Annotated in this window: 20 protein-coding genes and 1 pseudogene; 2 read left to right on the top strand and 19 right to left on the bottom strand. The window is 61.4% G+C overall.

The genetic code is table 11. The annotated features are described in order from the left end of the window. Positions 1 to 27: 27 nt before the first annotated feature. The 11 genes from nuoL to B0E42_RS22510 form a co-directional block, all read right to left on the bottom strand. The gene (nuoL, locus tag B0E42_RS22560) at positions 28 to 1,881 is read right to left on the bottom strand and encodes an NADH-quinone oxidoreductase subunit L (protein WP_018609186.1); all 1,854 of its coding nucleotides are present in this window, start codon (positions 1,879 to 1,881) and stop codon (positions 28 to 30) included. Next, on the bottom strand, positions 1,878 to 2,186 hold the full coding sequence (nuoK, locus tag B0E42_RS22555; RefSeq protein WP_003180046.1) for an NADH-quinone oxidoreductase subunit NuoK: 309 nt from the start codon (positions 2,184 to 2,186) through the stop codon (positions 1,878 to 1,880). Before nuoK ends, nuoL begins: the two co-directional genes overlap by 4 nt. A gap of 4 nt (positions 2,187 to 2,190) precedes the next feature. Continuing rightward, positions 2,191 to 2,691, bottom strand: coding sequence for an NADH-quinone oxidoreductase subunit J (gene nuoJ / locus B0E42_RS22550; RefSeq protein WP_003203382.1), 501 nt, complete (start codon positions 2,689 to 2,691; stop codon positions 2,191 to 2,193). 9 nt (positions 2,692 to 2,700) lie between these two features. Further along, complete coding sequence (gene nuoI, locus B0E42_RS22545) at positions 2,701 to 3,249, bottom strand: NADH-quinone oxidoreductase subunit NuoI (protein ID WP_003180051.1); 549 nt, start codon at positions 3,247 to 3,249, stop codon at positions 2,701 to 2,703. An 11-nt stretch (positions 3,250 to 3,260) separates the two neighbouring features. Next, on the bottom strand, positions 3,261 to 4,268 hold the full coding sequence (gene nuoH / locus B0E42_RS22540) for an NADH-quinone oxidoreductase subunit NuoH (protein ID WP_014337673.1): 1,008 nt from the start codon (positions 4,266 to 4,268) through the stop codon (positions 3,261 to 3,263). Then, entirely contained in the window at positions 4,265 to 6,979 is a 2,715-nt protein-coding gene (gene nuoG / locus B0E42_RS22535) for an NADH-quinone oxidoreductase subunit NuoG (RefSeq protein WP_077507528.1), read from the bottom strand. Before nuoG ends, nuoH begins: the two co-directional genes overlap by 4 nt. 137 nt (positions 6,980 to 7,116) lie before the next feature. Beyond that, entirely contained in the window at positions 7,117 to 8,472 is a 1,356-nt protein-coding gene (gene nuoF / locus B0E42_RS22530; protein WP_018609199.1) for an NADH-quinone oxidoreductase subunit NuoF, read from the bottom strand. Next, positions 8,469 to 8,966 (bottom strand): NADH-quinone oxidoreductase subunit NuoE, encoded by a 498-nt coding sequence (gene nuoE / locus B0E42_RS22525; protein WP_018609201.1) that lies wholly within the window; start codon positions 8,964 to 8,966, stop codon positions 8,469 to 8,471. Before nuoE ends, nuoF begins: the two co-directional genes overlap by 4 nt. 2 nt (positions 8,967 to 8,968) lie before the next feature. After that, on the bottom strand, positions 8,969 to 10,753 hold the full coding sequence (gene nuoC / locus B0E42_RS22520; RefSeq protein WP_077507525.1) for an NADH-quinone oxidoreductase subunit C/D: 1,785 nt from the start codon (positions 10,751 to 10,753) through the stop codon (positions 8,969 to 8,971). Between the two features lie 73 nt (positions 10,754 to 10,826). Then, positions 10,827 to 11,501 (bottom strand): NADH-quinone oxidoreductase subunit B family protein, encoded by a 675-nt coding sequence (locus B0E42_RS22515; RefSeq protein ID WP_013693708.1) that lies wholly within the window; start codon positions 11,499 to 11,501, stop codon positions 10,827 to 10,829. Between the two features lie 10 nt (positions 11,502 to 11,511). Continuing rightward, a complete protein-coding gene (locus B0E42_RS22510; RefSeq protein ID WP_003203367.1) occupies positions 11,512 to 11,925 on the bottom strand; it encodes an NADH-quinone oxidoreductase subunit A in 414 nt (137 codons plus the stop codon). 798 nt (positions 11,926 to 12,723) lie between these two features. Here B0E42_RS22510 and B0E42_RS31855 point away from each other — a divergent pair. Together B0E42_RS31855 and B0E42_RS31850 are read left to right on the top strand one after the other, a co-directional pair. Continuing rightward, a pseudogene (locus tag B0E42_RS31855) lies at positions 12,724 to 13,761 on the top strand (methyl-accepting chemotaxis protein); the annotation flags it as partial. Further along, positions 13,747 to 14,664: a methyl-accepting chemotaxis protein gene (locus tag B0E42_RS31850; RefSeq protein WP_371915903.1), complete on the top strand. Its 918-nt coding sequence runs from the start codon at positions 13,747 to 13,749 to the stop codon at positions 14,662 to 14,664. The pseudogene B0E42_RS31855 and the gene B0E42_RS31850, both read left to right, overlap by 15 nt. A 112-nt stretch (positions 14,665 to 14,776) precedes the next feature. On the opposite strand, the gene aceA is transcribed toward B0E42_RS31850, so the two are convergent. The 8 genes from aceA to B0E42_RS22465 form a co-directional block, all read right to left on the bottom strand. Next, complete coding sequence (aceA, locus tag B0E42_RS22500) at positions 14,777 to 16,102, bottom strand: isocitrate lyase (RefSeq protein ID WP_018609214.1); 1,326 nt, start codon at positions 16,100 to 16,102, stop codon at positions 14,777 to 14,779. A 456-nt stretch (positions 16,103 to 16,558) separates the two neighbouring features. Continuing rightward, positions 16,559 to 17,320, bottom strand: a complete 762-nt coding sequence (locus tag B0E42_RS22495) for a secretin N-terminal domain-containing protein (RefSeq protein ID WP_077507520.1) — start codon at positions 17,318 to 17,320, stop codon at positions 16,559 to 16,561. Positions 17,321 to 17,622: 302 nt separating this feature from the next. After that, positions 17,623 to 18,048: a GNAT family N-acetyltransferase gene (locus B0E42_RS22490; RefSeq protein ID WP_018609216.1), complete on the bottom strand. Its 426-nt coding sequence runs from the start codon at positions 18,046 to 18,048 to the stop codon at positions 17,623 to 17,625. Further along, positions 18,041 to 19,207 (bottom strand): cupin domain-containing protein, encoded by a 1,167-nt coding sequence (locus B0E42_RS22485; RefSeq protein WP_003203358.1) that lies wholly within the window; start codon positions 19,205 to 19,207, stop codon positions 18,041 to 18,043. The genes B0E42_RS22490 and B0E42_RS22485 overlap by 8 nt, the downstream gene beginning before the upstream one ends. Before the next feature lie 84 nt (positions 19,208 to 19,291). Next, positions 19,292 to 20,662 carry an adenylosuccinate lyase gene (purB, locus tag B0E42_RS22480; protein WP_077507517.1) on the bottom strand — a complete coding sequence of 457 codons (1,371 nt, stop codon included), beginning with the start codon at positions 20,660 to 20,662 and terminating at the stop codon, positions 19,292 to 19,294. A gap of 330 nt (positions 20,663 to 20,992) precedes the next feature. Then, positions 20,993 to 21,616: a high frequency lysogenization protein HflD gene (gene hflD, locus B0E42_RS22475; protein WP_018609221.1), complete on the bottom strand. Its 624-nt coding sequence runs from the start codon at positions 21,614 to 21,616 to the stop codon at positions 20,993 to 20,995. Beyond that, positions 21,613 to 22,737, bottom strand: a complete 1,125-nt coding sequence (mnmA, locus tag B0E42_RS22470; protein WP_018609223.1) for a tRNA 2-thiouridine(34) synthase MnmA — start codon at positions 22,735 to 22,737, stop codon at positions 21,613 to 21,615. Before mnmA ends, hflD begins: the two co-directional genes overlap by 4 nt. A gap of 59 nt (positions 22,738 to 22,796) precedes the next feature. Further along, on the bottom strand, positions 22,797 to 23,243 hold the full coding sequence (locus tag B0E42_RS22465; protein ID WP_077507514.1) for an NUDIX hydrolase: 447 nt from the start codon (positions 23,241 to 23,243) through the stop codon (positions 22,797 to 22,799). Positions 23,244 to 23,539 lie beyond the last annotated feature (296 nt).

The following is a 23,539-nucleotide window of genomic DNA, read 5'->3' as shown; positions in this document are numbered from 1 at the left end:
TCCTTTCGCAAGTTCGCAAGGTTCATATCAGACCGCTACCAGCACGATGGCGCCGATAACCAGCACGGCGCCAGCCGCCATGGAAGCCGCATACCAACGCAGTTGACCGGTCTCGGTACGGCTCAGGGCAGTGTGGCCGCCCTTGGCCATGCGCGGGATCAGGCCAATGGTCTGGTCGAGCGGGTCTTTGCGCAGAATGTGGCTGATCGCAAGGTATGGCTTGACGAACAGTTTGTCGTAGATCCAGTCGAAGCCCCAGGCGGCGAACCACCAGGCCGAAAGGAATCGCCCGATGCCGCTGTTGGCGATCGCCGTGACGAAACGACGCTTGCCCAGGAACAGCAGGGCGGCCAGCAGGATACCCGCCAGGGCGATGGCGCCCGAGGCGATTTCCAGGCTGTGCTTGGCTTCGCCGCCGGCATGGCCGACGCTTTGCGGCAGCACATCGGCCAGCGGTGGGGTGATCAGGGCGCCGACGAAGGTCGACAGCACGATCAGCACCGACAGTGGCAGCCAGTGGGCAATGCCGTGGCCGGCATGGGCTTCGGTCTTGGCTTCACCGTGGAACGCGATGAAGATCAGGCGGAAGGTGTACAGCGAGGTCATGAACGCACCCACCAGGCCGGCATAGAGCAGCGCCTGGTTACCGCTGGCGAACGCTTCCCAGAGGATCTCGTCCTTGGAGTAGAAACCGGCGGTGACCAGTGGCAGGGCCGCCAGGGCCGCGCCGCCGACGATGAAGCTGGTGTAGGCCAACGGCAGTTTCTTCCACAGGCCGCCCATCTTGAAGATGTTCTGCTCGTGGTGGCAGGCAACGATTACCGCACCGGACGCAAGGAACAGCAGCGCCTTGAAGAAGGCGTGGGTCATCAGGTGGAAGATCGCGCCTTCCCAGGCACCGACGCCCAGGGCCAGGAACATGTAGCCGATCTGGCTCATGGTCGAGTAGGCGAGGATGCGCTTGATGTCGGTTTGTACCAGCGCGGCAAAACCGGCCAGGACCAGGGTCACGCCGCCGACGATGCCGACCAGGTGCAGGATGTCCGGCGCCAGGGCGAACAGGCCGTGGGTACGGGCGATCAGGTAGACGCCGGCGGTCACCATGGTTGCGGCGTGGATCAGTGCCGAGACCGGGGTAGGGCCGGCCATCGCGTCCGCCAACCAGGTTTGCAGCGGCAGTTGCGCGGATTTACCGACGGCGCCGCCCAGCAGCATCAGGGTCGCCAGGACGATCCAGAAGTCACCGACCTTGAAGTGCTCGGGTGCCTTGACCAGCAGTTCCTGGATATTCAGCGTGCCCAATTGTTGGAACAGGATGAACAGGCCGATGGCCATGAACACGTCGCCGATCCGGGTGACGATGAACGCCTTGAGTGCGGCATTCCCGTTGTTGCGGTTGCTGTAGTAGAAACCGATCAACAGGTACGAGCACAGGCCCACGCCTTCCCAGCCGAAGTACAGGAACAACAGGTTATCGCCGAGCACCAGGAACAGCATGCTGGCGATGAACAGGTTGGTGTAGGCGAAGAAGCGCGAATAACCGGCTTCACCGCGCATGTACCAGGAGGCGAACAGGTGGATCAGGAAACCCACCCCGACCACCACGCCGAGCATGGTCACCGACAGGCCGTCCAGGTAGAGGGCGAAGTTCGGTGTGAAGCCTTCAACGGCCATCCACTGCCACAGCACCTGCACGTACCTGCCACCTTCCGGTGGGGCGACGTTGAATTGCCAGATCACGTAGGCCGTGACGATGGCAGACAGGCCGATGGAACCCACGCCAACCAGTGCCGAAAGGTTTTCCGACCAGCGTCCACGAGAGAACGACAGCAGCAGGAAACCAATGAGGGGGAATACGAAAGTCAGAAAGAGTAGGTTCATCCGCGCATCTCGCTGGCAGCGTCGATATCGAGAGTGTGGAAGCGGCGATACAGCTGCAACAGAATCGCCAGGCCGATACTGGCCTCGGCGGCTGCCAGGCTGATCACCAGGATGAACATGATCTGTCCATCCGGCTGCGCCCAGCGAGCGCCCGCGACGATGAAAGCCAGGGCGGAGGCATTCATCATGACCTCCAGGCTCATCAGCACGAACAGAATGTTGCGGCGGACCATCAGGCCAACCAGACCGAGGCAGAACAGGATGCCGGCAACCGCCAGACCATGCTCGAGAGGGATAGCAGGCATGTGATTACTCCTTCGCCTCGTTACGGCCCAAATGGAACGCCGTGACGGCTGCGGCAAGCAGCAGCATCGAGGCGAGTTCGACCACCAGCAGGTACGGACCGAACAGGCTGATGCCCACGGCCTTGGCGTCTACGGTGGTGTGGCCGATGGCCTGGCCGCTCTGGTGAGCGAACAGCACATACAGCAGTTCACCCAGCAGCAGGGCGGACAGGATCACCGGTCCCGCCCAGATGCCGGGCTTGAGCCAGGAGCGTTCCTGCTGGACCGCGGCCGGGCCGAGGTTGAGCATCATCACCACGAACACGAACAGCACCATGATGGCGCCGGCGTAGGCGATCACTTCCAGGGCACCGGCGAACGGTGCACCGAGGGCGAAGAAGGTCATGGCCACGGCGATCAGCGAAATGATCAGGTAGAGCAGGGCGTGCACAGGGTTGGTGTTGGTGACCACACGAAGCGTGGACACCACCGCGATACCCGATGCGAAATAGAAAGCGAATTCCATCTTTCTTCCTTAAGGCAGCAAGCTCTTCACGTTGATCGGTTCGGCTTCGTTCTGCGCGGCGCCTTTTGGCTTACCGGCAATGGCCATACCTGCAACACGATAGAAGTTGTAATCAGGGTTTTTACCGGGACCGGAAATCAGCAGATCTTCTTTCTCGTACACCAGGTCCTGACGTTTGAACTCGGCCATTTCGAAATCCGGCGTGAGCTGGATCGCGGTGGTCGGGCAGGCTTCCTCGCAGAGGCCGCAGAAAATGCAGCGCGAGAAGTTGATGCGGAAGAAGTCCGGGTACCAGCGACCGTCTTCGGTTTCAGCTTTCTGCAGCGAGATGCAACCCACCGGGCACGCCACGGCGCACAGGTTGCAGGCCACGCAGCGCTCTTCGCCGTCGGGGTCGCGGGTCAGGACGATGCGGCCACGATAGCGTGGTGCCAGGTAGACCGGCTCTTCCGGGTATTGCAGGGTGTCACGCTTGCGAAAGCCATGGCCGAAGATCATGACCAGGCTTCGCAGTTGGGTACCAGTACCCTTAACGATGTCGCCAATATATTTGAACATGGGTCAAATCCTCACTGAACCGCGGCCGCAGGCGCGTTCATCAAAACGATCGCAGCGGTCACCAGCATGTTGATCAGGGTCAGCGGCAGGCAGAATTTCCAGCTGAAGTCCATCACCTGGTCGTAGCGTGGGCGCGGGATCGAGGCGCGCAGCAGGACGAACAGCATGATGAAGAACGCGGTCTTCAGGGCGAACCAGACGAAGGACAGTTGCGGCAGGATGCCGAACGGACCGTGCCAGCCACCGAAGAACAGCGTTACCAGCAGCGCCGAGATCAGGATGATGCCGATGTATTCACCGACGAAGAACATGCCCCATTTCATGCCGGCATATTCAATGTGGTAACCGTCGGCCAGTTCCTGCTCCGCTTCCGGCTGGTCGAAGGGGTGACGGTGAGTCACGGCTACGCCCGCGATGAAGAAGGTACAGAAACCGAAGAACTGCGGAATGATGAACCACAGGTTCTGGGCCTGGTACTCGACGATGTCGCGCATGTTGAACGAGCCGGCCTGGATCACGATGCCCATGAGCGCCAGGCCCATGAACACTTCGTAGGACACGGTCTGGGCCGAGGCCCGCAGGCTGCCCAGCAGGGCGAACTTGTTGTTGCTCGACCAGCCGGCGAACAGCACCGCATACACCGACAGACCAGCCATGGCGAAGAAGAACAGCAGGCCGATGTTCAGGTCCGCCACGCCCCAGGTCGGGGTGATCGGGATGATCGCGAAGGCGATCAGCAAGGCGCTCATGGCCACGACCGGTGCCAGGGTGAAGATCACCTTGTCGGCAAACGGCGGCGTCCAGTCTTCCTTGAAGAACATCTTGATCATGTCGGCGGCGATCTGGAACATCCCGTACGGGCCAACGCGGTTCGGACCGTAGCGGTCCTGCCACCAGCCCAGCAGGCGACGTTCGACGAAGCTCAACAGTGCGCCTGCGACCACCACGGCCAGCAGGATCACGATGGCCTTGAGGACCGTCAGGATCACAGCGATCACTTCAGGGGTGAACCAGCTCATTGCGCTGCCTCCTGCAGACCGTCGACGGTTTTGCCGAAAATCGCTGGCGGGATGCCTGCCAGGCCGGCCGGCAGGGCCACCAGGCCGGCGCCCAGTTCTTCATTGATGCGCAGCGGCAGACGCAAGGTCTGGCCGGCCACGTTCAGGCTCAGCAGGGCACCGTCGTTGACGCCCAGGCGGTCGGCTTCGGACTTGGCCAGCGACACGTAGGCGGCCGGGATGCGTTCCTGCACCGGAGCGGCCTTGGAAGAGTTCTCTTCGCTGCCGAACAGGTGATGGAACGGCACGACCTGCCAGGTGCCCGGTGCCGGATTGAAGGCGCGCGGCACGCTGGCGAACCAGCTCAGGCCATCGCCTTGGCTTTCGATCAGGCGGGTGCCCGGGTCGCCTGCACGCAGGTGACCACCGACTTCGTCCTGGAACTTGTTCCAGGCTTGCGGCGAGTTCCAGCCCGGCGACCAGGCGAATGGCACCTGGGAACGCGGTTCGGTCGAGCCCGAGTAGCCTTCCATGGAGAACGAGAACGCGGTGTCGTTGTCCTGGGAGGTGCGCGGTTCGTGAACGCTGATGTCGGCGCGCATGGCGGTGCGACCGGAGTAGCGCAGCGGTTCGCGCGCCAGCTTCAGGCCTTTGATGCGGAACGAGGCGGACGGTGCGGCGTCGACGATGGCGGCCAGTTGCTGGCTGCTCGAAGCGACGGCGGCGGTAACGTGGTCCAGTTGCGTCCAGTCGATCGGCTGGTCCAGCAGGGTGGCGCGCAGGGCGTGCAGCCAGCGCCAGCCTTCATGGACCAGGATGCTGGCGTCCAGGTAAGTCGGGTCGAAGACCTGGAAGAAGCGCTGGGCGCGACCTTCCTGGCTGACCAGCGTACCGTCGCCTTCGGCGAAGCTCGCCGCCGGCAGCACCAGGTGGGCGCGGTCGGTGGTGGCGGTTTTCTGATGGTCGGCGACGATCACAACCTTGGCTGCGTTCAGCGCGGCATCGACCTTGGCCTTGTCAGTGCGGGTGAACAGGTCGTTCTCCAGCACCACGATGGCGTCGGCGCTGCCGTCGATCACCGCTTGCAGGGCGGCGTCCACCGATTCGCCACCGAGCATGGCCAGGCCGAGGCTGTTGGCTTCCGGGACGATCAGGCTGATGGAACCGTTCTTCTCGCGCAGCTTCAAGGCCTTGGCGATGTTGGCCGCGGCTTCGATCAACGCCTTGGAACCCAGGGAGGTGCCGGCGATGATCAGTGGGCGCTTGGCCGCCAGCAGGGCGTCGGCGATGCGTTGGGCCAGGGCGGCCGCTTCGCTGTCCAGGCCGTCGACGGCCGGGGCGCTGGCGTCCAGGGCGTGGGCCACGGCGAAACCGATGCGGGCCAGGTCGTCGGGAGCTGCGTGGACGCATTCTTCGGCCACGTCGTCGAGCTTGGTTTCAGCGAGGCTGGCGATGAACAGCGGGTTCAGTGCGTGCTGGCCGATGTTTTTCACTGCGGCGTCGAGCCACGGCTGCACGCGCATGGCGTCGGCCATGTCTTCGGCCTTGCCCTTGACCGACTGGCGCAGGGCCAGGGCCATGCGGGCGGCGGTCTGGGTCAGGTCTTCGCCAAGGACGAATACCGCATCGTGGTCTTCGATGTCGCGCATGTTCGGCACGGGCAGCGGGCTGTCCTTGAGCACTTGCAGCACCAGGCGGATGCGTTCCAGCTCACCGGCTTCGATGCCACTGTAGAAGTGCTCGGCGCCGACCAGTTCACGCAGCGCATAGTTGCTTTCCAGGCTGGCCCGTGGCGAACCGATGCCGACGATGTTGCGACCGCGCAGCAGCTCGGCGGCCTTGTCCAGCGCTTGGTCCAGGCTCAGCTTGGCGCCGTTTGCCAGCAGCGGCTGGCGTGGACGATCCTTGCGGTTGACGTAGCCATAGCCGAAGCGGCCACGGTCACACAGGAAGTACTGGTTCACCGAACCGTTGAAGCGGTTTTCGATGCGACGCAGTTCACCGTAGCGCTCGCCCGGGGAGATGTTGCAACCGCTGGAGCAGCCATGGCAGATGCTCGGCGAGAACTGCATGTCCCACTTGCGGTTGTAGCGCTCGGAGTGAGTCTTGTCGGTGAACACACCGGTCGGGCAGACCTCGGTGAGGTTGCCGGAGAACTCGCTTTCCAGGGTGCCGTCTTCAACGCGACCGAAGTACACGTTGTCGTGGGCGCCGAATACGCCCAGGTCGGTGCCGCCGGCGTAGTCCTTGTAGAAGCGCACGCAGCGATAGCAGGCGATGCAGCGGTTCATCTCGTGGGAAATGAACGGGCCCAGTTGCTGGTTCTGGTGGGTGCGCTTGGTGAAGCGATAACGGCGCTCGTTGTGGCCGGTCATCACGGTCATGTCTTGCAGGTGGCAGTGGCCGCCTTCCTCACAGACCGGGCAGTCGTGAGGGTGGTTGGTCATCAGCCATTCGACGACGCTGGCGCGAAACACTTTCGCTTCTTCGTCGTCGATGGAGATCCAGCTGCCGTCGGTGGCAGGGGTCATGCAGGACATGACGATCCGACCACGCTTGTCGTTTTCGTCGGTGTACTGCTTGACCGCACACTGGCGACAAGCGCCAACGCTGCCAAGGGCGGGGTGCCAGCAGAAATAAGGAATGTCGAGGCCCAGCGACAGACATGCCTGTAACAGGTTGTCTGCGCCATCGACTTCGAGCTCTTTGCCGTCTACGTGGATAGTGGCCATGGTTCAAAGTTCTTCGTTGGCCCGGTGTCAGCGGGCGTGGCTAATGGAATCTTGTTATTCGCGTGAATCAACACAGCCGTTTACGGCGTCATCACACGAGAAGACGAAGGGCACGGACCCTTCGTCTTTTTAAGCGTTTACGCGCCGACTACGATCGGCTTTGCCAGAGGCGGGACGACGGCGCTGGTGGGCGCGATGCCGGCTTCGAACTCTGGACGGAAGTATTTGATCGCGCTGCCCAACGGCTCCACGGCACCCGGTGCGTGAGCACAGAAGGTCTTGCCTGGGCCGAGGAAACCCACCAGACCCAGCAGGGTCTCGATGTCGCCGGCCTGGCCTTCGCCGTTCTCAAGGGCTCGCAGCAGCTTGACGCTCCACGGCAGGCCATCGCGGCAAGGGGTGCAGAAACCGCACGACTCGCGGGAGAAGAACTCTTCCATGTTGCGCAGCAGCGACACCATGTTGACGCTGTCGTCCACCGCCATTGCCAGGCCGGTACCCATGCGGGTGCCGACCTTGGCGATGCCGCCGGCGTACATTTGGGCGTCCAGGTGTTCCGGCAACAGGAACCCGGTACCGGCGCCGCCAGGCTGCCAGCACTTGAGCGTGTAGCCGTCGCGCATGCCGCCGGCGTAGTCTTCGAACAGCTCGCGGCCGGTGACGCCGAACGGCAGTTCCCACAGGCCAGGGTTCTTGACCTTGCCGGAGAAGCCCATGAGCTTGGTGCCCATGTCTTCGCTGCCGTCACGGGCCAGGGATTTGTACCAGTCCACGCCGTCGGCGATGATCGCCGGCACGTTGCACAGGGTCTCGACGTTGTTCACGCAGGTCGGCTTGCCCCACACGCCTACGGCGGCAGGGAAGGGCGGCTTGGAACGTGGGTTGGCGCGACGGCCTTCCAGGGAGTTGATCAGTGCGGTTTCTTCACCGCAGATGTAGCGCCCGGCACCGGTGTGGACGAACAGCTCGAAATCAAAACCGCTGCCCAGGATGTTCTTGCCCAAGAGGCCTGCGGCCTTGGCTTCTTCCACGGCACGGTTCAGGTGCTTGGCGGCGGTGGTGTACTCGCCACGCAGGAAGATATAGCCACGGTAGGTTTTCAGCGCGCGGGCGCTGATCAGCATGCCTTCGATCAGCAGATGGGGCAGTTGCTCCATCAGCATGCGGTCTTTCCAGGTGTTGGGCTCCATTTCATCCGCGTTGCACAGCAGGTAGCGGATGTTGATGGACTCGTCCTTGGGCATCAGGCCCCACTTCACACCCGTGGGAAAGCCCGCGCCGCCACGGCCCTTGAGGCCGGCGTCTTTCACGGTCTGGACGATGTCGTCCTGGGCCATGTCGCTGAACGCCTTGCGCGCGGCGGCGTAGCCGTTCTTGGCCTGGTATTCGTCCAGCCATACCGCTTCGCCGTCGTCACGCAGACGCCAGGTCAGGGGATGGGTTTCGGCCGAACGCTGGATGCGGTTGGCAGGCCCGAAGGAAGTCAGGGTCATACGTAGCCCTCCAGCAGTTTGGCGACGCCGTCTGGCTGGACGTCACCGAAGGTGTCGTCGTCGATCATCAGCGCCGGTGCCTTGTCGCAGTTACCCAGGCAGCACACTGGCAGCAGGGTGAAGCGACCGTCGGCGGTGGTCTGGCCCAGGCCGATGCCCAGCTTGCCCTGGATCTCGCTGACCACCGATTCGTGGCCACCGATGTAGCAGACCATGCTGTCGCAGACACGAATGATGTGACGGCCTACGGGCTGGCGGAAAATCTGGCTATAGAAGGTGGCCACGCCTTCGACGTCGCTGGCCGGGATGCCGAGGATCTCGCCGATGGCGTAGAGCGCGCCATCGGGCACCCAGCCACGTTCCTTCTGGACGATCTTCAGGGCTTCGATCGACGCCGCGCGCGGGTCTTCGTAGTGATGCAGCTCGTGCTCGATGGCCGAGCGCTCGGTTTCGCTCAGGGCGAAACGGTCAGTCTGGATAAGCGTGCTGTTCATGCTTAGCGGTCCACGTCGGCCATAACGAAATCGATACTACCCAGGTACGCAATCATGTCCGCGACCATGCTGCCTTTGATCACCGAAGGGATCTGTTGCAGGTGTGGGAAGCTTGGGGTGCGAATCCGGGTGCGGTAGCTCATGGTGCCGCCATCGCTCGTCAGGTAATAACTGTTGATGCCCTTGGTCGCTTCGATCATCTGGAAGGATTCGTTGGCCGGCATGACCGGGCCCCACGAAACCTGCAGGAAGTGCGTGATCAGGGTCTCGATGTGTTGCAGCGTGCGCTCTTTGGGCGGCGGCGTGGTCAGCGGGTGATCCGCCTTGTACGGGCCTTCCGGCATGTTGCGCATGCATTGGTCGATGATCTTGATGCTCTGGCGCATTTCCTCGACGCGAACCATGCAGCGGTCGTAGGCATCGCCATTGGCCGCCAGCGGTACTTCGAATTCGAAGTTCTCGTAGCCGGAGTAGGGGCGTGCCTTGCGCAGGTCGAAGTCGCAACCGGTGGAACGCAGGCCGGCACCGGTGACGCCCCATTCCAGGGCCTCTTTGGTGTTGTAGGCGGCGACCCCGATGGTACGACCCTTGAGGATGCTGTTCTGCAGGGCGGCCTTGGTGTATTCGTCCAGGCGCTTGGGCATCCACTCGACGAAATCCTTGACCAGCTTTTCCCAGCCGCGTGGCAGGTCGTGGGCAACGCCACCGATGCGGTACCAGGCCGGGTGCAGGCGGAAACCGGTGATGGCTTCGATCACCGTGTAGGCCTTCTGGCGGTCGGTGAAGGTGAAGAACACCGGCGTCATGGCGCCCACGTCCTGGATATAGGTACCCAGGAACAGCAGGTGACTGGTGATACGGAAGAACTCGGCCATCATGATGCGGATGACGTCGACCTTCTCCGGTACCTTGATCCCGGCCAGTTTCTCGACCGAAAGCACGTACGGCAGGTTGTTCATCACGCCGCCGAGGTAATCGATGCGGTCGGTGTACGGGATGAAGCTGTGCCAGGACTGGCGCTCGGCCATTTTCTCGGCACCACGGTGGTGGTAGCCGATGTCAGGCACGCAGTCGACGATCTCTTCGCCGTCCAGCTGCAGGATGATGCGGAACGCACCGTGGGCCGAAGGGTGGTTCGGGCCCAGGTTGAGGAACATGTAGTCCTCGTTGGCGCCCGAACGCTTCATGCCCCAGTCTTCAGGCTTGAAGCGCGCGGCTTCTTCCTCGAGCTGTTGCTTGGCCAGGGACAGGCTGAACGGGTCGAACTCGGTGGCGCGGGCCGGGAAGTCCTTGCGCAGCGGGTGACCTTCCCAGGTCGGCGGCATCATGATGCGGGTCAGGTGCGGGTGGCCGGGGAAGTCGATCCCGTACATGTCCCACACTTCACGCTCGTACCAGTTGGCGTTCGGCCAGATGCCGGTCACGGTCGGCACGCTAAGGTCGCTCTCGGACAAGGCGACCTTGATCATTACGTCACTATTACGCTCGATCGACATCAGGTGATAGAACACGGTGAAGTCGACGCCGTCGGGCAGCCCTTGACGCTTGGTGCGCAGGCGCTCGTCCACGCCGTGCAGGTCATAGAGCATGACGTACGGCTTGGGCAGGTTGCGCAGGAACGTCAGGACTTCGACGAGTTTGGCGCGGGCAACCCAAAGCACCGGCATGCCGGTGCGGGTCGGCTGGGCGGTGAACTCCTCGGGGCCAAAACGGTTGTTCAGTTCGACGACCACATCCTGGTCGTCTGCCTTGTAAGGCGGGATGTACAGAGCACTGCCTGTAGTCATGGTTATTTATCGCTTTCGGTCAACGTAAAGAATGAAGCCAGGTTCTCGTTTCTTTTAGAGGAACAGAGCTGGATCAGACTTCGTCGGGGCTGCGCAGGTTGGTGACTGCGATACGCTGTTCGCGGCGCTGTTCCTTTTGCGATGGCATGTCGGCGCGATAGACGCCTTGATCGCCAACGACCCAGGACAGTGGGCGACGCTCCTGGCCAATCGACTCCTGCAACAGCATCAGGCCTTGCAGGAAAGCTTCAGGGCGAGGCGGGCAGCCGGGCACGTAGACGTCCACGGGCAGGAACTTGTCCACCCCTTGAACGACGGAGTAGATGTCGTACATGCCACCGGAGTTGGCGCACGAACCCATGGAGATGACCCACTTGGGCTCGAGCATTTGCTCGTAGAGACGCTGGATGATCGGTGCCATCTTGATGAAGCAGGTACCGGCGATAACCATGAAATCCGCCTGGCGTGGCGATGCCCGGATCACCTCGGCGCCAAAGCGCGCGATGTCGTGGGGCGCCGTGAAGGCGGTGGTCATTTCCACGTAGCAGCACGAAAGACCGAAGTTGTACGGCCACAGGGAGTTCTTGCGACCCCAGTTGACCGTGCTGTTCAGCACGTCTTCGAGCTTGCCCATGAAGATGTTTTTGTGGACTTGATCTTCTAACGGATCGGCGACGGTTTCCCGTTCGCCAATCGGATACTGCTCGTTAGGAGCATCGGGGTCGATCCTGGTGAGATTGTATTGCATTGCCAAAGCCTCATTGTTTCAGCTTCGCTTGCCGCTTGCGCCGAGCTTCCGGAGCCCAATCAAGCGCCCCCACCCGGTAAAGGTAGACAAGACCTGCCAACAGAATTGCTATGAAAACGAGAGCTTCGACGAATCCGGTCCAGCCGCTTTCGCGGACGGACACAGACCATGCAAAGAGAAAGAGGGCTTCGATATCGAAGATCACGAAGAGCATCGCGACCAGATAGAATTTGGCTGAGAGCCGCAAGCGGGCGCCACCGGTAGGTAGCATGCCGGACTCGAACGGTTCATTTTTGCTGCGGCCCCAGGCTTTTGACCCAAGCAGGCTCGACACACCGAGCATGAAAGCACACAGGCCAACAACGCCCAGAAGGAAAATGGCAAAGCCCCAATTGTGGGCCATGAGTCCTGTCGCTTCGGACATGCTGGAAATCCTTAACAGAGAGCAAAGGTCTCTGAGCTTGAATGAAATAACGCAGTGACGATATGTCGCAGCAATCAATCGCGGTGATTTTATGGCTAAACACCGGGCAAGTAAAATTCCTATAGCGAAATTATTTATTGGAATAAGGACATAGCGCACCTCCAGGACCCTGCGGCCCAGACCTGGTGGGCGTTGGCCGGCTATTCATCAATAATATTTCGTGCGGAATGTAACAATGATAACGACTTCCAAATGATAATTATTATTATCTGTAGCGGCCTTTCTGCGGTGCACTTAGTATTGTGCCTGAGAGACTGTCTTACATCGCCGCTACTGCAATTGTCAGCGCCGCACGTTTTACTCCTTTTCGGACTGCCCAATACTGCGTTCGATCAATTTTTCTAGCCGTGCGCCGACGTTTTGTGGGGGAGGGGGTTGGTGAGGGTTGGATCTGCGTGGGGGACTGCTCCTGTGGGAGCCAGGCTTGCTCGCGATGCCGGCAACGCGGTCCCGAGGCAGACAGCGTAATCGTTCATCGCGGGCGAGCCTGACTCCCACAGATGCAGGCTTGCTCTTACAGCGTAGGTTGCTTCAAAGAAAACGGGTGAAAAAACCAGGCTCGTGCCGATTTTTGCTCGTCAGCCCCCCCCCGCTTAATCGATACATCGCGACTTCCCTTGAAGGAATGATGTCAAATGGCTATCTTTGTGCCTCATTCATCTAATCATCTATATCAATACTTGATTAGGCTGACGCCCCTTCTTAGATAGCCGCGCCAGGTTTCATCGTTCGCGGCGGATGACCATAAGGAATGCCATGAACTCTTGGATCGCGAATATGAGCGTTATGCTCAAGCTGGCTTTGGGCTTTGCCGTTGTGCTGCTTCTGACCGCTATCCTCGCCGCGACCGGCTGGGTCAGCTTGGGCAAAATGATCCAGCGTACTGATCGAATGGCCAGCATTGCTGAACTCGGCGATCGTCTTGATCACCTGCGCAGGGCTCGCTTGCAATATCAGTTGGACCGGGGAGATGAACAAAAGGGTGCGTTGATCCAGGCGTCGCTGGAGCAGTTTGTCGCCAAGCAGAAAAGCCTCGCAAACGAGTTGAGAAAACCTGAAAACCTGAAAAAACTTGCGCTGATCGAGCAGGCCAGCACGCAGTATCAAGTGGCACTGAATACGATGCGCGAGGCTTATCGCAATGACGCCGCCATGCGCAAGGAAATGGGCGTCAATGCGGTCAAGGGTGCCGCGCTGATTGCCAAGGTCATCAATGACGTTGAAGCAATGCCTGCCTCGGATGAGCGCCGTTTCGAGCTGTACAGGATCATCCTCAAGGCAAAAGAGGACGTGGCACTGGTGCGTTATGAAGTGCGTGGCTATACCGGCAACCCCAACAGCGCCACCGAGCTCGCCGCCACCCGCCAGCTCGAAAATGCGCTCAAGGGCATCGAAACCCTCAACAGCGCTTTCGGTCCGACCTATGCCGACACCATCAAGCAGCTGGAAGCCGCGCTGATCGCTTACCGCCGTTCGGTGCTGGACTTCACTGCCAGCAATCAGGCCATTGGCAAGGCCGTGCAGGACACTGTCGATTTGGGTGAAACCATCACTCGTCTGTCTGACGAAATGTATGCCAGCCAACTGGTCTCCCGCGACGAAGACAGCGCCCAGGCTCGCATCCTGCAACTGAGCTGCACTGCCTTGGCGATGTTGTTGGGGATTCTTGCCGCCCTGATCATCACCCGCCAGATTACGCGACCGTTGCAGGACACATTGGCTGTGGTCGATCGCATTGCAGCGGGCGATCTTACGCAACACATGACCGTGACCCGTCGTGATGAGCTGGGTGTCTTGCAGCAGGGTATTGAGCGCATGGGCACCACCTTGCGCGACCTGATCGGTGGCATCCGCGATGGCGTCACCCAAATCGCCAGTGCCGCCGAAGAGCTATCGGCTGTCACCGAGCAGACCAGTGCCGGGGTCAACAGTCAGAAGACCGAGACCGATCAGGTGGCTACCGCCATGCACGAAATGTCGGTCACCGTGCATGAAGTCGCGCGTAATGCCGAACAAGCTCGCGCAGCTGCATCAGAGGCCGATGCCCACGCCCGTATTGGCGACCAGGTGGTCGCGCAGGCCATCGTTCAGATTGAGCGCTTGGCCGGCGAAGTCGGGCGCTCCGTCGAAGCCATGAACGAGCTGGAACAGGAAAGCGGGCGCATCGGCAAGATCATGGACGTGATCCGGGCGGTGGCTGAACAGACCAACTTGCTGGCCCTTAACGCCGCCATCGAGGCCGCTCGCGCAGGTGACGCCGGGCGCGGTTTTGCCGTGGTCGCCGATGAAGTACGTGGATTGGCCCAGCGTACCCAGCATTCCACCGAAGAGATTGAAAGCCTGGTGGCGGGCTTGCAGAACGGCACGCGCCAGGTATCGAGCATCATGCGAAACAGCCGCGAACTGACCGATAGCAGCGTGGAATTGGCAGGCAAAGCCGGCGCCTCCCTGAGCAACATCACCCAGGCGGTTTCTGGCATCCAGGCCATGAATCAACAGATTGCCGCCGCCGCGGTGCAACAAAGCTCGGTGGCCGAGGAAATCAGCCGCAGTATCCTGAGCGTGCGCGATGTATCCGAACAGACCGCCTCCGCCAGCGAAGAAACCGCAGCCTCCAGCATCGAGTTGGCGCGCCTGGGTAACCAGTTGCAGCAGATGGTCAGTCACTTCAAGGTGTGAAAAGCGGAGCGGGGAAAACCGGCAAAAAAAAGCCCCGAACCAGTCGGGGCGTCAGATCATCGGCTTTGCGGTTAGCTTTTACTCGGTCCGCAAGGGCCGTTTACGGCGTGTATCAGTGGAACTGTTCTTCTTCGGTGGAGCCGGTCAGTGCGGTCACCGACGAAGTGCCGCCCTGGATCACGGTGGTCATGTCGTCGAAGTAGCCGGTGCCCACTTCCTGCTGGTGAGCCACGAAGGTGTAGCCCTTGGCGGCGTCAGCGAACTCTTGCTCTTGCAGCTTCACGTAGGCGGTCATGTCGTTGCGGGCGTAGTCGTGCGCCAGGTTGAACATGCTGTGCCACATGTTGTGAATGCCGGCCAGGGTGATGAACTGGTGCTTGTAGCCCATGGCGGACAGTTCGCGCTGGAACTTGGCGATGGTCGCGTCGTCCAGGTTTTTCTTCCAGTTGAAGGAAGGCGAGCAGTTGTACGACAGCAGTTGGTCCGGGTATTCCTTCTTGATCGCTTCGGCGAAGCGACGAGCCTCGTCCAGGTCCGGCTTGGCGGTTTCGCACCAGATCAGGTCGGCGTACGGCGCGTAGGCCAGGCCACGGGAGATAGCCTGGTCGAGACCGGCGCGCACCTTGTAGAAGCCTTCCTGGGTGCGGGTACCGGTCACGAACGGCTGGTCGTACGGGTCGCAGTCGGAGGTCAGCAGGTCAGCGGCGTTGGCGTCGGTACGGGCCAGGATGATGGTCGGTACACCGGCAACGTCGGCAGCCAGGCGGGCAGCGGTCAGCTTCTGCACGGCTTCCTGGGTTGGAACCAGCACCTTGCCGCCCATGTGGCCGCATTTCTTCACCGAAGCCAATTGGTCTTCGAAGTGAACGCCGGCGGCGCCTGCCTCGATCATGCTCTTCATCAGCTCGTAGGCGTTCAGGACGCCACCGAAACCGGCTTCAGCGTCAGCCACGATCGGCGCGAAGTAGTCGATGTAGCCTTCGTCGCCCGGGTTCTTGCCGGCTTTCCACTGGATCTGGTCGGCGCGACGGAACGAGTTGTTGATGCGCTTGACCACGGTTGGAACCGAATCCACCGGGTACAGCGACTGGTCGGGGTACATCGACTCGGCGGAGTTGTTGTCCGCGGCCACTTGCCAGCCCGACAGGTAGATCGCCTGGATGCCGGCCTTGACTTGCTGCACAGCCTGGCCGCCGGTCAGGGCACCCATGCAGTTGACGAAATCTTTCTCGGGACGGAAGGCTGGCTTGGCGCCCTGGGTCACCAGGTTCCAAAGCTTCTCGGCGCCCAGTTTCGCAAAGGTGTGCTCAGGTTGAACCGAGCCACGCAGGCGGACGACGTCAGCAGCGGAATAATTGCGCTTCACGCCTTTCCAGCGCGGGTTTTCAGCCCAGTCTTTTTCAAGGGCTGCAATTTGCTGTTCGCGTGTCAGTGCCATGGAGATAAACCTCGTCGCATAGGTCTTGGTGGAAAATTCCTTGCTCCTGCCGACCAGGGATTGGCGTACAAGTCGGTTCAGGCGGGGAGGCGACGGGATGAACGATGGGCTCGAGGGGAAAGTGAGCAGGTAGGGGCGAACTGCGGGCGCATTCGGGCGTCGTGGGCCTCCATACGAACTCAGAGTGATGCCGGGTTACCTAGTTACGCTTCCGTCCCTCGGGACAACTTCGTTCCAGTCGCAACCTCGTCAAACACACCTTGTGGGCGGTACAGACACGAATCGGCTCGCAGGGTAGTTGCAAGCGTCGACCCGAAGGCCCTTGCCAGGGCCCCTGATTAGCGGGAGCGAGGCCATCATGCCTTTGGTTTTTTGGCTCGTCAAACGTTTTGTAGTGCTTTTTTTGTGGCACTACATCTTTGGTCTAATACGACTCATCAGTCAGTTTTTGGTGCTTCAGTTCAGGGTATCGACCTTGACCCGCAAAATCATGTCGTCGCGGCCCTGGGTAGAGTAGCTGCGGGTCAGGCCATGCTTGTCGGCTTGAGTCTGGCGATTGACGCCGGCCAGGGTGATCCATTCGCCCAGGCGGCCGCTGACGGTTGTGTCGGTACTCTGAACGTTCACTACATCGGGACGTTCCTGGCTCATGCGGTCACGGTTGGTACTGATACTGAGATGAACGGTCTCACCGGTGACGCTCGCCGTGACATAAAAACCCTGGGTGACGTTGCGGTATTCGGTCTGGCTTTGCAGGCGGCCGTAGTTGTCGGTCTGGCTGCTGGTGAAGGGCACGCTCTGGCCGACCTGGATCAGCGCCGGCTGGCCTTCGCTGGCCTGCACCTGTTGCACGCCGCCGTCACGGCTGGCGGTGCTGCGGTTGATGATGCGGGTCTGGCTGGGCGCGGCACCGTTGATCGAGTAACCCTGGTCGCCCTGCAGGTTGTTTTCGTTGGTATCGACCGTAATCAGCAGGCGCTTGGGCGCGGTGTCCAGTTGCGCGAGGAATTGCCGAAGTTCTTCGATCTTGCCCGGCTCGGCGTTGACGATCAGTTGGTTGCCGTAGGCGCTGACCTGGCCGTCCTTGCCGATGAAGTTCTGTGCCACCGGCAGCAGGTCGGCGCTGGTGCGGTAGTTCAGCGGCACGACTTGCGTATCGGCCATGGCTGACAGGCTGCTACCAAGCAGCAAGAGGGTCAGCAGGGTGCGTAGAAGCATGTCCATTTCTCCGTGAGACAAAGGCCTGATATTGCCAGTTTGTCGGCCCCGGGTGGCGCAAGTTGAATGTTAGACGGCAAAACGCCCCGGCATCGGTGGATGGCGGGGCGTTTTGTGGTGTTGCAGGATGTTGTTGCATGATGCTTTTTTGTGGCGAGGGGATTTATCCCCGCTGGGGCGCGAAGCGGCCCCACACGGTGCTGATGTCTTGCGGTGTCAGGTTGATCAAGGGGGCTGCTACGCAGCCCAGCGGGGATAAATCCCCTCGCCACAGGGTATTGTGTTGCTGCTTCCAGCGGTGTTCAGGCCGAATGACGGACCATGTCCACATGAGGAATCCCGGCTTCCAGGAACTCCTCGCTGACCACCGCAAACCCCAGCCGCTCATAGAACGGCGTGGCATGCACCTGGGCGCTGAGCATCTGTTGCTGGAGCCCGCGTTTCTCGGCTTCGGCGATCACGGCATGCATCAGCGCATCGCCCACCTTCAGGCCGCGCCAGTCCTTGAGGACCGAGACACGGCCGATATGGCCGTCGGTCAACAGGCGGGCGGTGCCGATGGGAAAGTCACCTTCAAACGCCAGAAAATGCACCGCGCTCTGGTCGTCGGCATCCCATTCCAACTCAGGTGGAACGGACTGCTCGGCAATGAACACGGTCTCACGAATGCGCCGGATCTCGGCGTTATCCTTTTGCCAGTCTGCGACACGAACGTGAATTTTATTCATCGGCGAACCCCAGGCTGCCTTGCTTGACCAGCTCGCAGACCAGGCCGCGACCGTCTTCGTCGGCCAGCCACGGACCGAGGTTCTCGATGTGCAGGGCGTCGGCGGCGCAGATCATTTTCAGCAGTTCGCGCAGCTTGCCCGGCAGGTAACGGCTCTGGCCGCTGGCGAACAGCAGCAGGTCGTCATCGACTTCCGACCAAGCCAGGCGCGCGCTCGGGTTGCGAATGATCACGGCGCCTTGTTCCAGGCTGGCCAGCAGGTCGTCTTCTTCCAGTTCCGGGCCTACCACCAGTTCCGGGTAGCGCGGCTCGGTCATGAACTGGCCGAACCAGGTCAGCAGCAGGCGCTCGTCGCTCATGTGCTCGGCCAGCAGGCCCTTGAGGCGGTCGAGGGCGTCCTGCTGGATCTGGTGCGGGTCGGCTACAGGGCGCGCGTCGGCGTCGGTGTAGCGTTCTTCGTCCGGCAGGAACTGGCTGAGGAAGTCGGTGAAGTGGGTCAGCACTTCAGCGGCGCTTGGTGCACGGAAACCCACCGAGTAGGTCATGCAGTCATCCACGGCCACGCCACAGTGGGCCAGGCGCGGCGGCAGGTAGAGCATGTCGCCCGGTTCCAGGGTCCACTCGTCGGTGGCTTCGAATTCGGCGAGGATGCGCAGGTCGGCGTGCTGCAGCAATGGGCTTTCGGAGTCGCACATCTGGCCGATTTTCCAGTTGCGCTGGCCATGGCCCTGCAGCAGGAACACGTCGTAGTTATCGAAATGCGGACCCACGCTGCCACCCGGAGCAGCGAAGCTGATCATCACATCGTCGATGCGCCAGCTCGGCAGGAAGCGGAAGTTCTCCAGCAGCTCGCTGACTTCCGGTACGAACTGATCGACCGCCTGCACCAGCAGGGTCCACTCGCGCTCTGGCAGCTTGCTGAATTCGTCTTCGGCGAACGGGCCGCGACGCAGTTCCCAGGGGCGCTCGCCGTGCTCGATCACCAGGCGCGATTCGACTTCTTCTTCCAGGGCCAGGCCGGCCAGTTCGTCGGCATCGATCGGGCTTTGGAAGTCAGGAATCGCCTGACGGATCAGCAGGGGTTTTTTCTGCCAGTAGTCGCGCAGGAACTCCCGTGCCGTGATGCCGCCCAGGAGTTGCAGAGGAATATCAGGATTCATGTGTAACCTATTGAAAAAATATACTTTTCAGACGCGAATAAAAACGCCCGGCGCGGCCGGGCGTCTCAAAGGTAAAGCCGTGGCTCAGACGCGCTTGGCTTGTGCCGCTGCGTTGCCAATGTAACTGGCCGGCGTGAGCTTTTTCAGCTCAGCCTTGGCCGCGGCAGGCATGTCCAGGCCATCGATGAAAGTCTGCAACGCTTCAGGGCTGATGCCCTTGCCACGGGTCAGTTCTTTCAGCTTTTCATACGGGTTTTCGATGTTGTAGCGACGCATCACGGTCTGGATCGGCTCGGCCAGGACTTCCCAGCAGGCGTCCAGGTCGGCGGCGATCTTCTGCTCGTTCAGTTCCAGCTTGCTGATGCCCTTGAGGCTGGCTTCGTAGGCAATGACGCTGTGGGCAAAACCCACGCCCAGGTTGCGCAGCACGGTGGAGTCGGTCAGGTCGCGCTGCCAGCGGGAGATCGGCAGTTTGCTCGCCAGGTGCTGGAACAGTGCGTTGGCGATGCCCAGGTTGCCTTCGGAGTTTTCGAAGTCGATCGGGTTGACCTTGTGCGGCATGGTCGAGGAGCCGATTTCGCCAGCGATGGTGCGCTGCTTGAAGTAACCCAGGGAAATGTAGCCCCAGATGTCACGGTCGAAGTCGATCAGGATGGTGTTGAAGCGCGCGATCGCATCGAACAGCTCGGCGATGTAGTCATGCGGTTCGATCTGGGTGGTGTAGGGGTTGAAGCTCAGGCCCAGCTCGTCTTCGATGAAGGCGCGGGCGTTGGCTTCCCAGTCGATGTCCGGGTAGGCCGACAGGTGGGCGTTGTAGTTGCCCACGGCGCCGTTGATCTTGCCCAGCAGCGGCACGGCGGCCACTTGGGCGATCTGGCGCTCCAGGCGGTAGACCACGTTCGCCAGCTCCTTGCCCAGGGTGGTCGGCGAAGCCGGTTGACCGTGGGTGCGCGACAGCATCGGCACGTCGGCGAAGCGAATCGCCAGCTCGCGGATGGCCTGGGCGGTCTGGCGCATCAGTGGCAGCATCACCTCATCGCGGCCTTCGCGCAGCATCAGGGCGTGGGACAGGTTGTTGATGTCCTCGCTGGTGCAGGCGAAGTGGATGAACTCGCTGACATTGGCCAGCTCCGGCAGCTTGGCCGCCTGCTCCTTGAGCAGGTATTCGATGGCCTTGACGTCGTGGTTGGTCGTGCGCTCGATCTCTTTGACGCGCTCGGCGTGCTCCAGCGCGAAGTTGTCCGCCAGGGTGTTGAGCACCGCGTTGGCTTCGGCGGAGAACGCCGGGACTTCAGGGATGGCAGGGTGAGCGGCCAGGCGCTGGAGCCAGCGCACTTCAACCAGGACGCGGGCACGGATCAGGCCGTACTCGCTGAAAATCGGGCGCAGGGCCTGGGTTTTGCCGGCGTAGCGGCCGTCTACAGGGGAAACCGCAGTGAGCGAAGAGAGCTGCATGGGGTGTTCTCGGACAGTCGGGCAACGAAATGGGGCGCGTATCATACATGAAAACAATCGCCGGTCCGTCGCCAACTGACCGGCGTATTACGCGTAACGAGATAAAACTTTTAATACCTGTGGCGAGGGAGCTTGCTCCCGCTGGGCCTGTAGGAGCTGTGTAGGAGCTGTCGAGTGCAACGAGGCTGCGATCTTTCCCCAGACGCTTGAATCTCAAGTGAAAGATCAAAAGATCAAAAGATCAAAAGATCGCAGCCTCGCTTCGCTCGACAGCTCCTACAGGCCCAGTGGGGGCAAGCTCCCTTGCTACAAAAAACCGGTCGAGGCGACTTATTCGTTGCGCATCAACGGGTAAAGCTCTTTAAGCAATTTGCGCCGGCTGATCACCAGTTGCCAGCGATGGCCGCCCAACTGCCGCCACAGCCGGGCCGAACGAATCCCGGCCAGCAACAGGGCGCGGATCTTCGAGGCGTTGCTCGGTTGCTGCAGGTTGCGCATGTCGCCATGCACCTGGATGCGCTGGCGCAAGGTGCTCAGGGTGTCCTGGTACAGCGCGCCGCAGGCCGCGACGACGTTTTCGTGGGACGGGCCGAAGTGCTCGACCTGGGACTGGATCTGCGGCAAGCGTTTGCCGATGGTCTCCAGCAGGTCGTCGCGCTTGGCCAGCTGGCGCTCAAGGCCCAGCATCGAGAGGGCGTAGCGCAGCGGTTCGCGTTGCAGGGCGCTGGGATCGCGCTCCAGGGCGCCGATCAGCGCACGATAGCCTTCGCGCAGGTTCAAGTCGTCGCCGCCGTAGACTTCCAGGGTGTCCTTGGGGTCGCGAACCAGCAGGCTGCCGAGCATGCAGGCCACGCCCGCTTCGGTGGCCTGGCCGGTCTTGGCGATCCTGTCCACCAGCACAGCGGCGAGAAACACACCGCCCAATGCCGTCAGTTGTTCCTGGATGGGGCTCATGCCTTGCTGCTCCAAGGCTCTGCGACTTCGATCACGCCGCCGCCCAGGCAGATTTCGCCGTCATAGAACACCACGGACTGGCCGGGCGTGACCGCCCGCTGCGGGTCATCGAAGGTGGCACGGTAGCCCGTGGCGGTTTTTTCCAGGGTGCAGGGCTGGTCGCTCTGACGGTAGCGAACCTTGGCCGTCAGGCGACGAGGTTCGCTGAGGTCGATCGGGTTGACCCAATAGATGTCGGAGGCGAGCAGGGCGCGGGAAAACAACCATGGGTGGTCGTTGCCCTGGCCGACGATCAGTTCGTTGTGCTCCAGGTCCTTGACCAGCACGTACCACGGCTCTTCCCCGGCGTCTTTCAGGCCGCCGATGCCCAGGCCCTGGCGCTGGCCGATGGTGTGGTACATCAGGCCATGGTGGCGGCCGATGACTTCGCCTTCGGTGGTCTTGATCTCGCCCGGTTGGGCCGGCAGGTATTGCTTGAGGAAGTCGCTGAAACGCCGCTCACCGATAAAGCAGATCCCGGTGGAGTCTTTTTTCTTGGCGGTGGCGAGCTGGTGTTTTTCGGCGATCGCACGCACTTCGGGCTTTTCCAGTTCACCTACCGGGAACAGGGTCTTGGCGATCTGCTCGCCGCCGACGGCATGCAGGAAGTAGCTCTGGTCCTTGTTCGGGTCCAGGCCCTTGAGCAGTTCGGTGCGGCCGTCGATGTCGCGGCGGCGCACGTAGTGGCCGGTGGCGATCAGGTCGGCGCCGAGCATCATGGCGTAGTCGAGGAACGCCTTGAACTTGATTTCGCGGTTGCAGAGGATGTCCGGGTTCGGCGTGCGGCCGGCCTTGTATTCGGCCAGGAAGTGCTCGAACACGTTGTCCCAGTACTCGGCGGCGAAGTTGGCGGTGTGCAGCTTGATGCCGATCTTGTCGCACACGGCCTGGGCGTCCGCCAGGTCGTCCATGGCGGTGCAGTATTCGGTGCCGTCGTCTTCTTCCCAGTTCTTCATGAACAGGCCTTCCACCTCATAACCCTGCTCGATCAGCAGTAGGGCGGAAACGGAAGAGTCCACGCCACCGGACATGCCGACAATGACGCGTTGCTTGGGAGTGTTCGAAGAGGCTGGATCACGCATAGGAATTCAATGAGTGTCTTGAAAAAGGACGCGATTCTATCAGGCCCGGGCGCGCAAGGCTAAAGAGAAGGACGGATAAGCTCCAGGCTATGGCGATGGCCGGCCAGATAATCGTCGATGCAACGGATGATCAGCTCGCTGCGCCAGTGTTCGCGCTGTTCGAGCAGTTCGTCGCGGGTGAGCCATTTGGCGCCGAGGATGCCGTCGTCCAGTTGGTACTCGGGGTGGTGTTTCAAGGCCTTGGCGGCGAAACAGACTCGCTGGTAGGTCACGCCGTTGCTCGGGGCGGTGTAGAGGTAGATGCCGGTGATGCTGGTGGGTTCGACGTCCCAGCCGGTTTCTTCGAGGGTTTCGCGTACGGCGGCTTCGATGAGGGTTTCGTTGGGGTCCAGGTGGCCGGCGGGCTGGTTGAGTACTGCGCGTCCGGCCTTGGATTCTTCCACCATCAGGAAGCGGCCGTTGTCTTCGACGATGGTGGCGACGGTGATGTGGGGGTGCCAGTTCATAAGGTTCCTTTATTGCTCAGATTGGGGGGGATCGAGTACATATCCGTTTTTGTAGTAACGGCCGCTTAGGGTTCCGCCCTGACGGCGGGTCACTTTTGGAAAGAGCGCCAAAAGTAACCAAAAACGCTCTGCCCCACCACTCGGTGCCTCGCCTAGGCTCGGCATGCCCTCACTCCGGCATTGTTCCGTGGGCCCGCCGCGAAGGGCCATCCATGGCCCAGCGCGGCTATCCCGGCATCCATGCCGGGATGCCCACTGCACAATGCCTGCGTTCGGCCAGCGTGGTTAACGGGGCG

The sequence above is a fragment of the Pseudomonas sp. A25(2017) genome (genome assembly GCF_002001065.1).
Classification (GTDB): domain Bacteria; phylum Pseudomonadota; class Gammaproteobacteria; order Pseudomonadales; family Pseudomonadaceae; genus Aquipseudomonas; species Aquipseudomonas kilonensis.
This window is presented reverse-complemented; position numbering and strand designations above follow the sequence as displayed.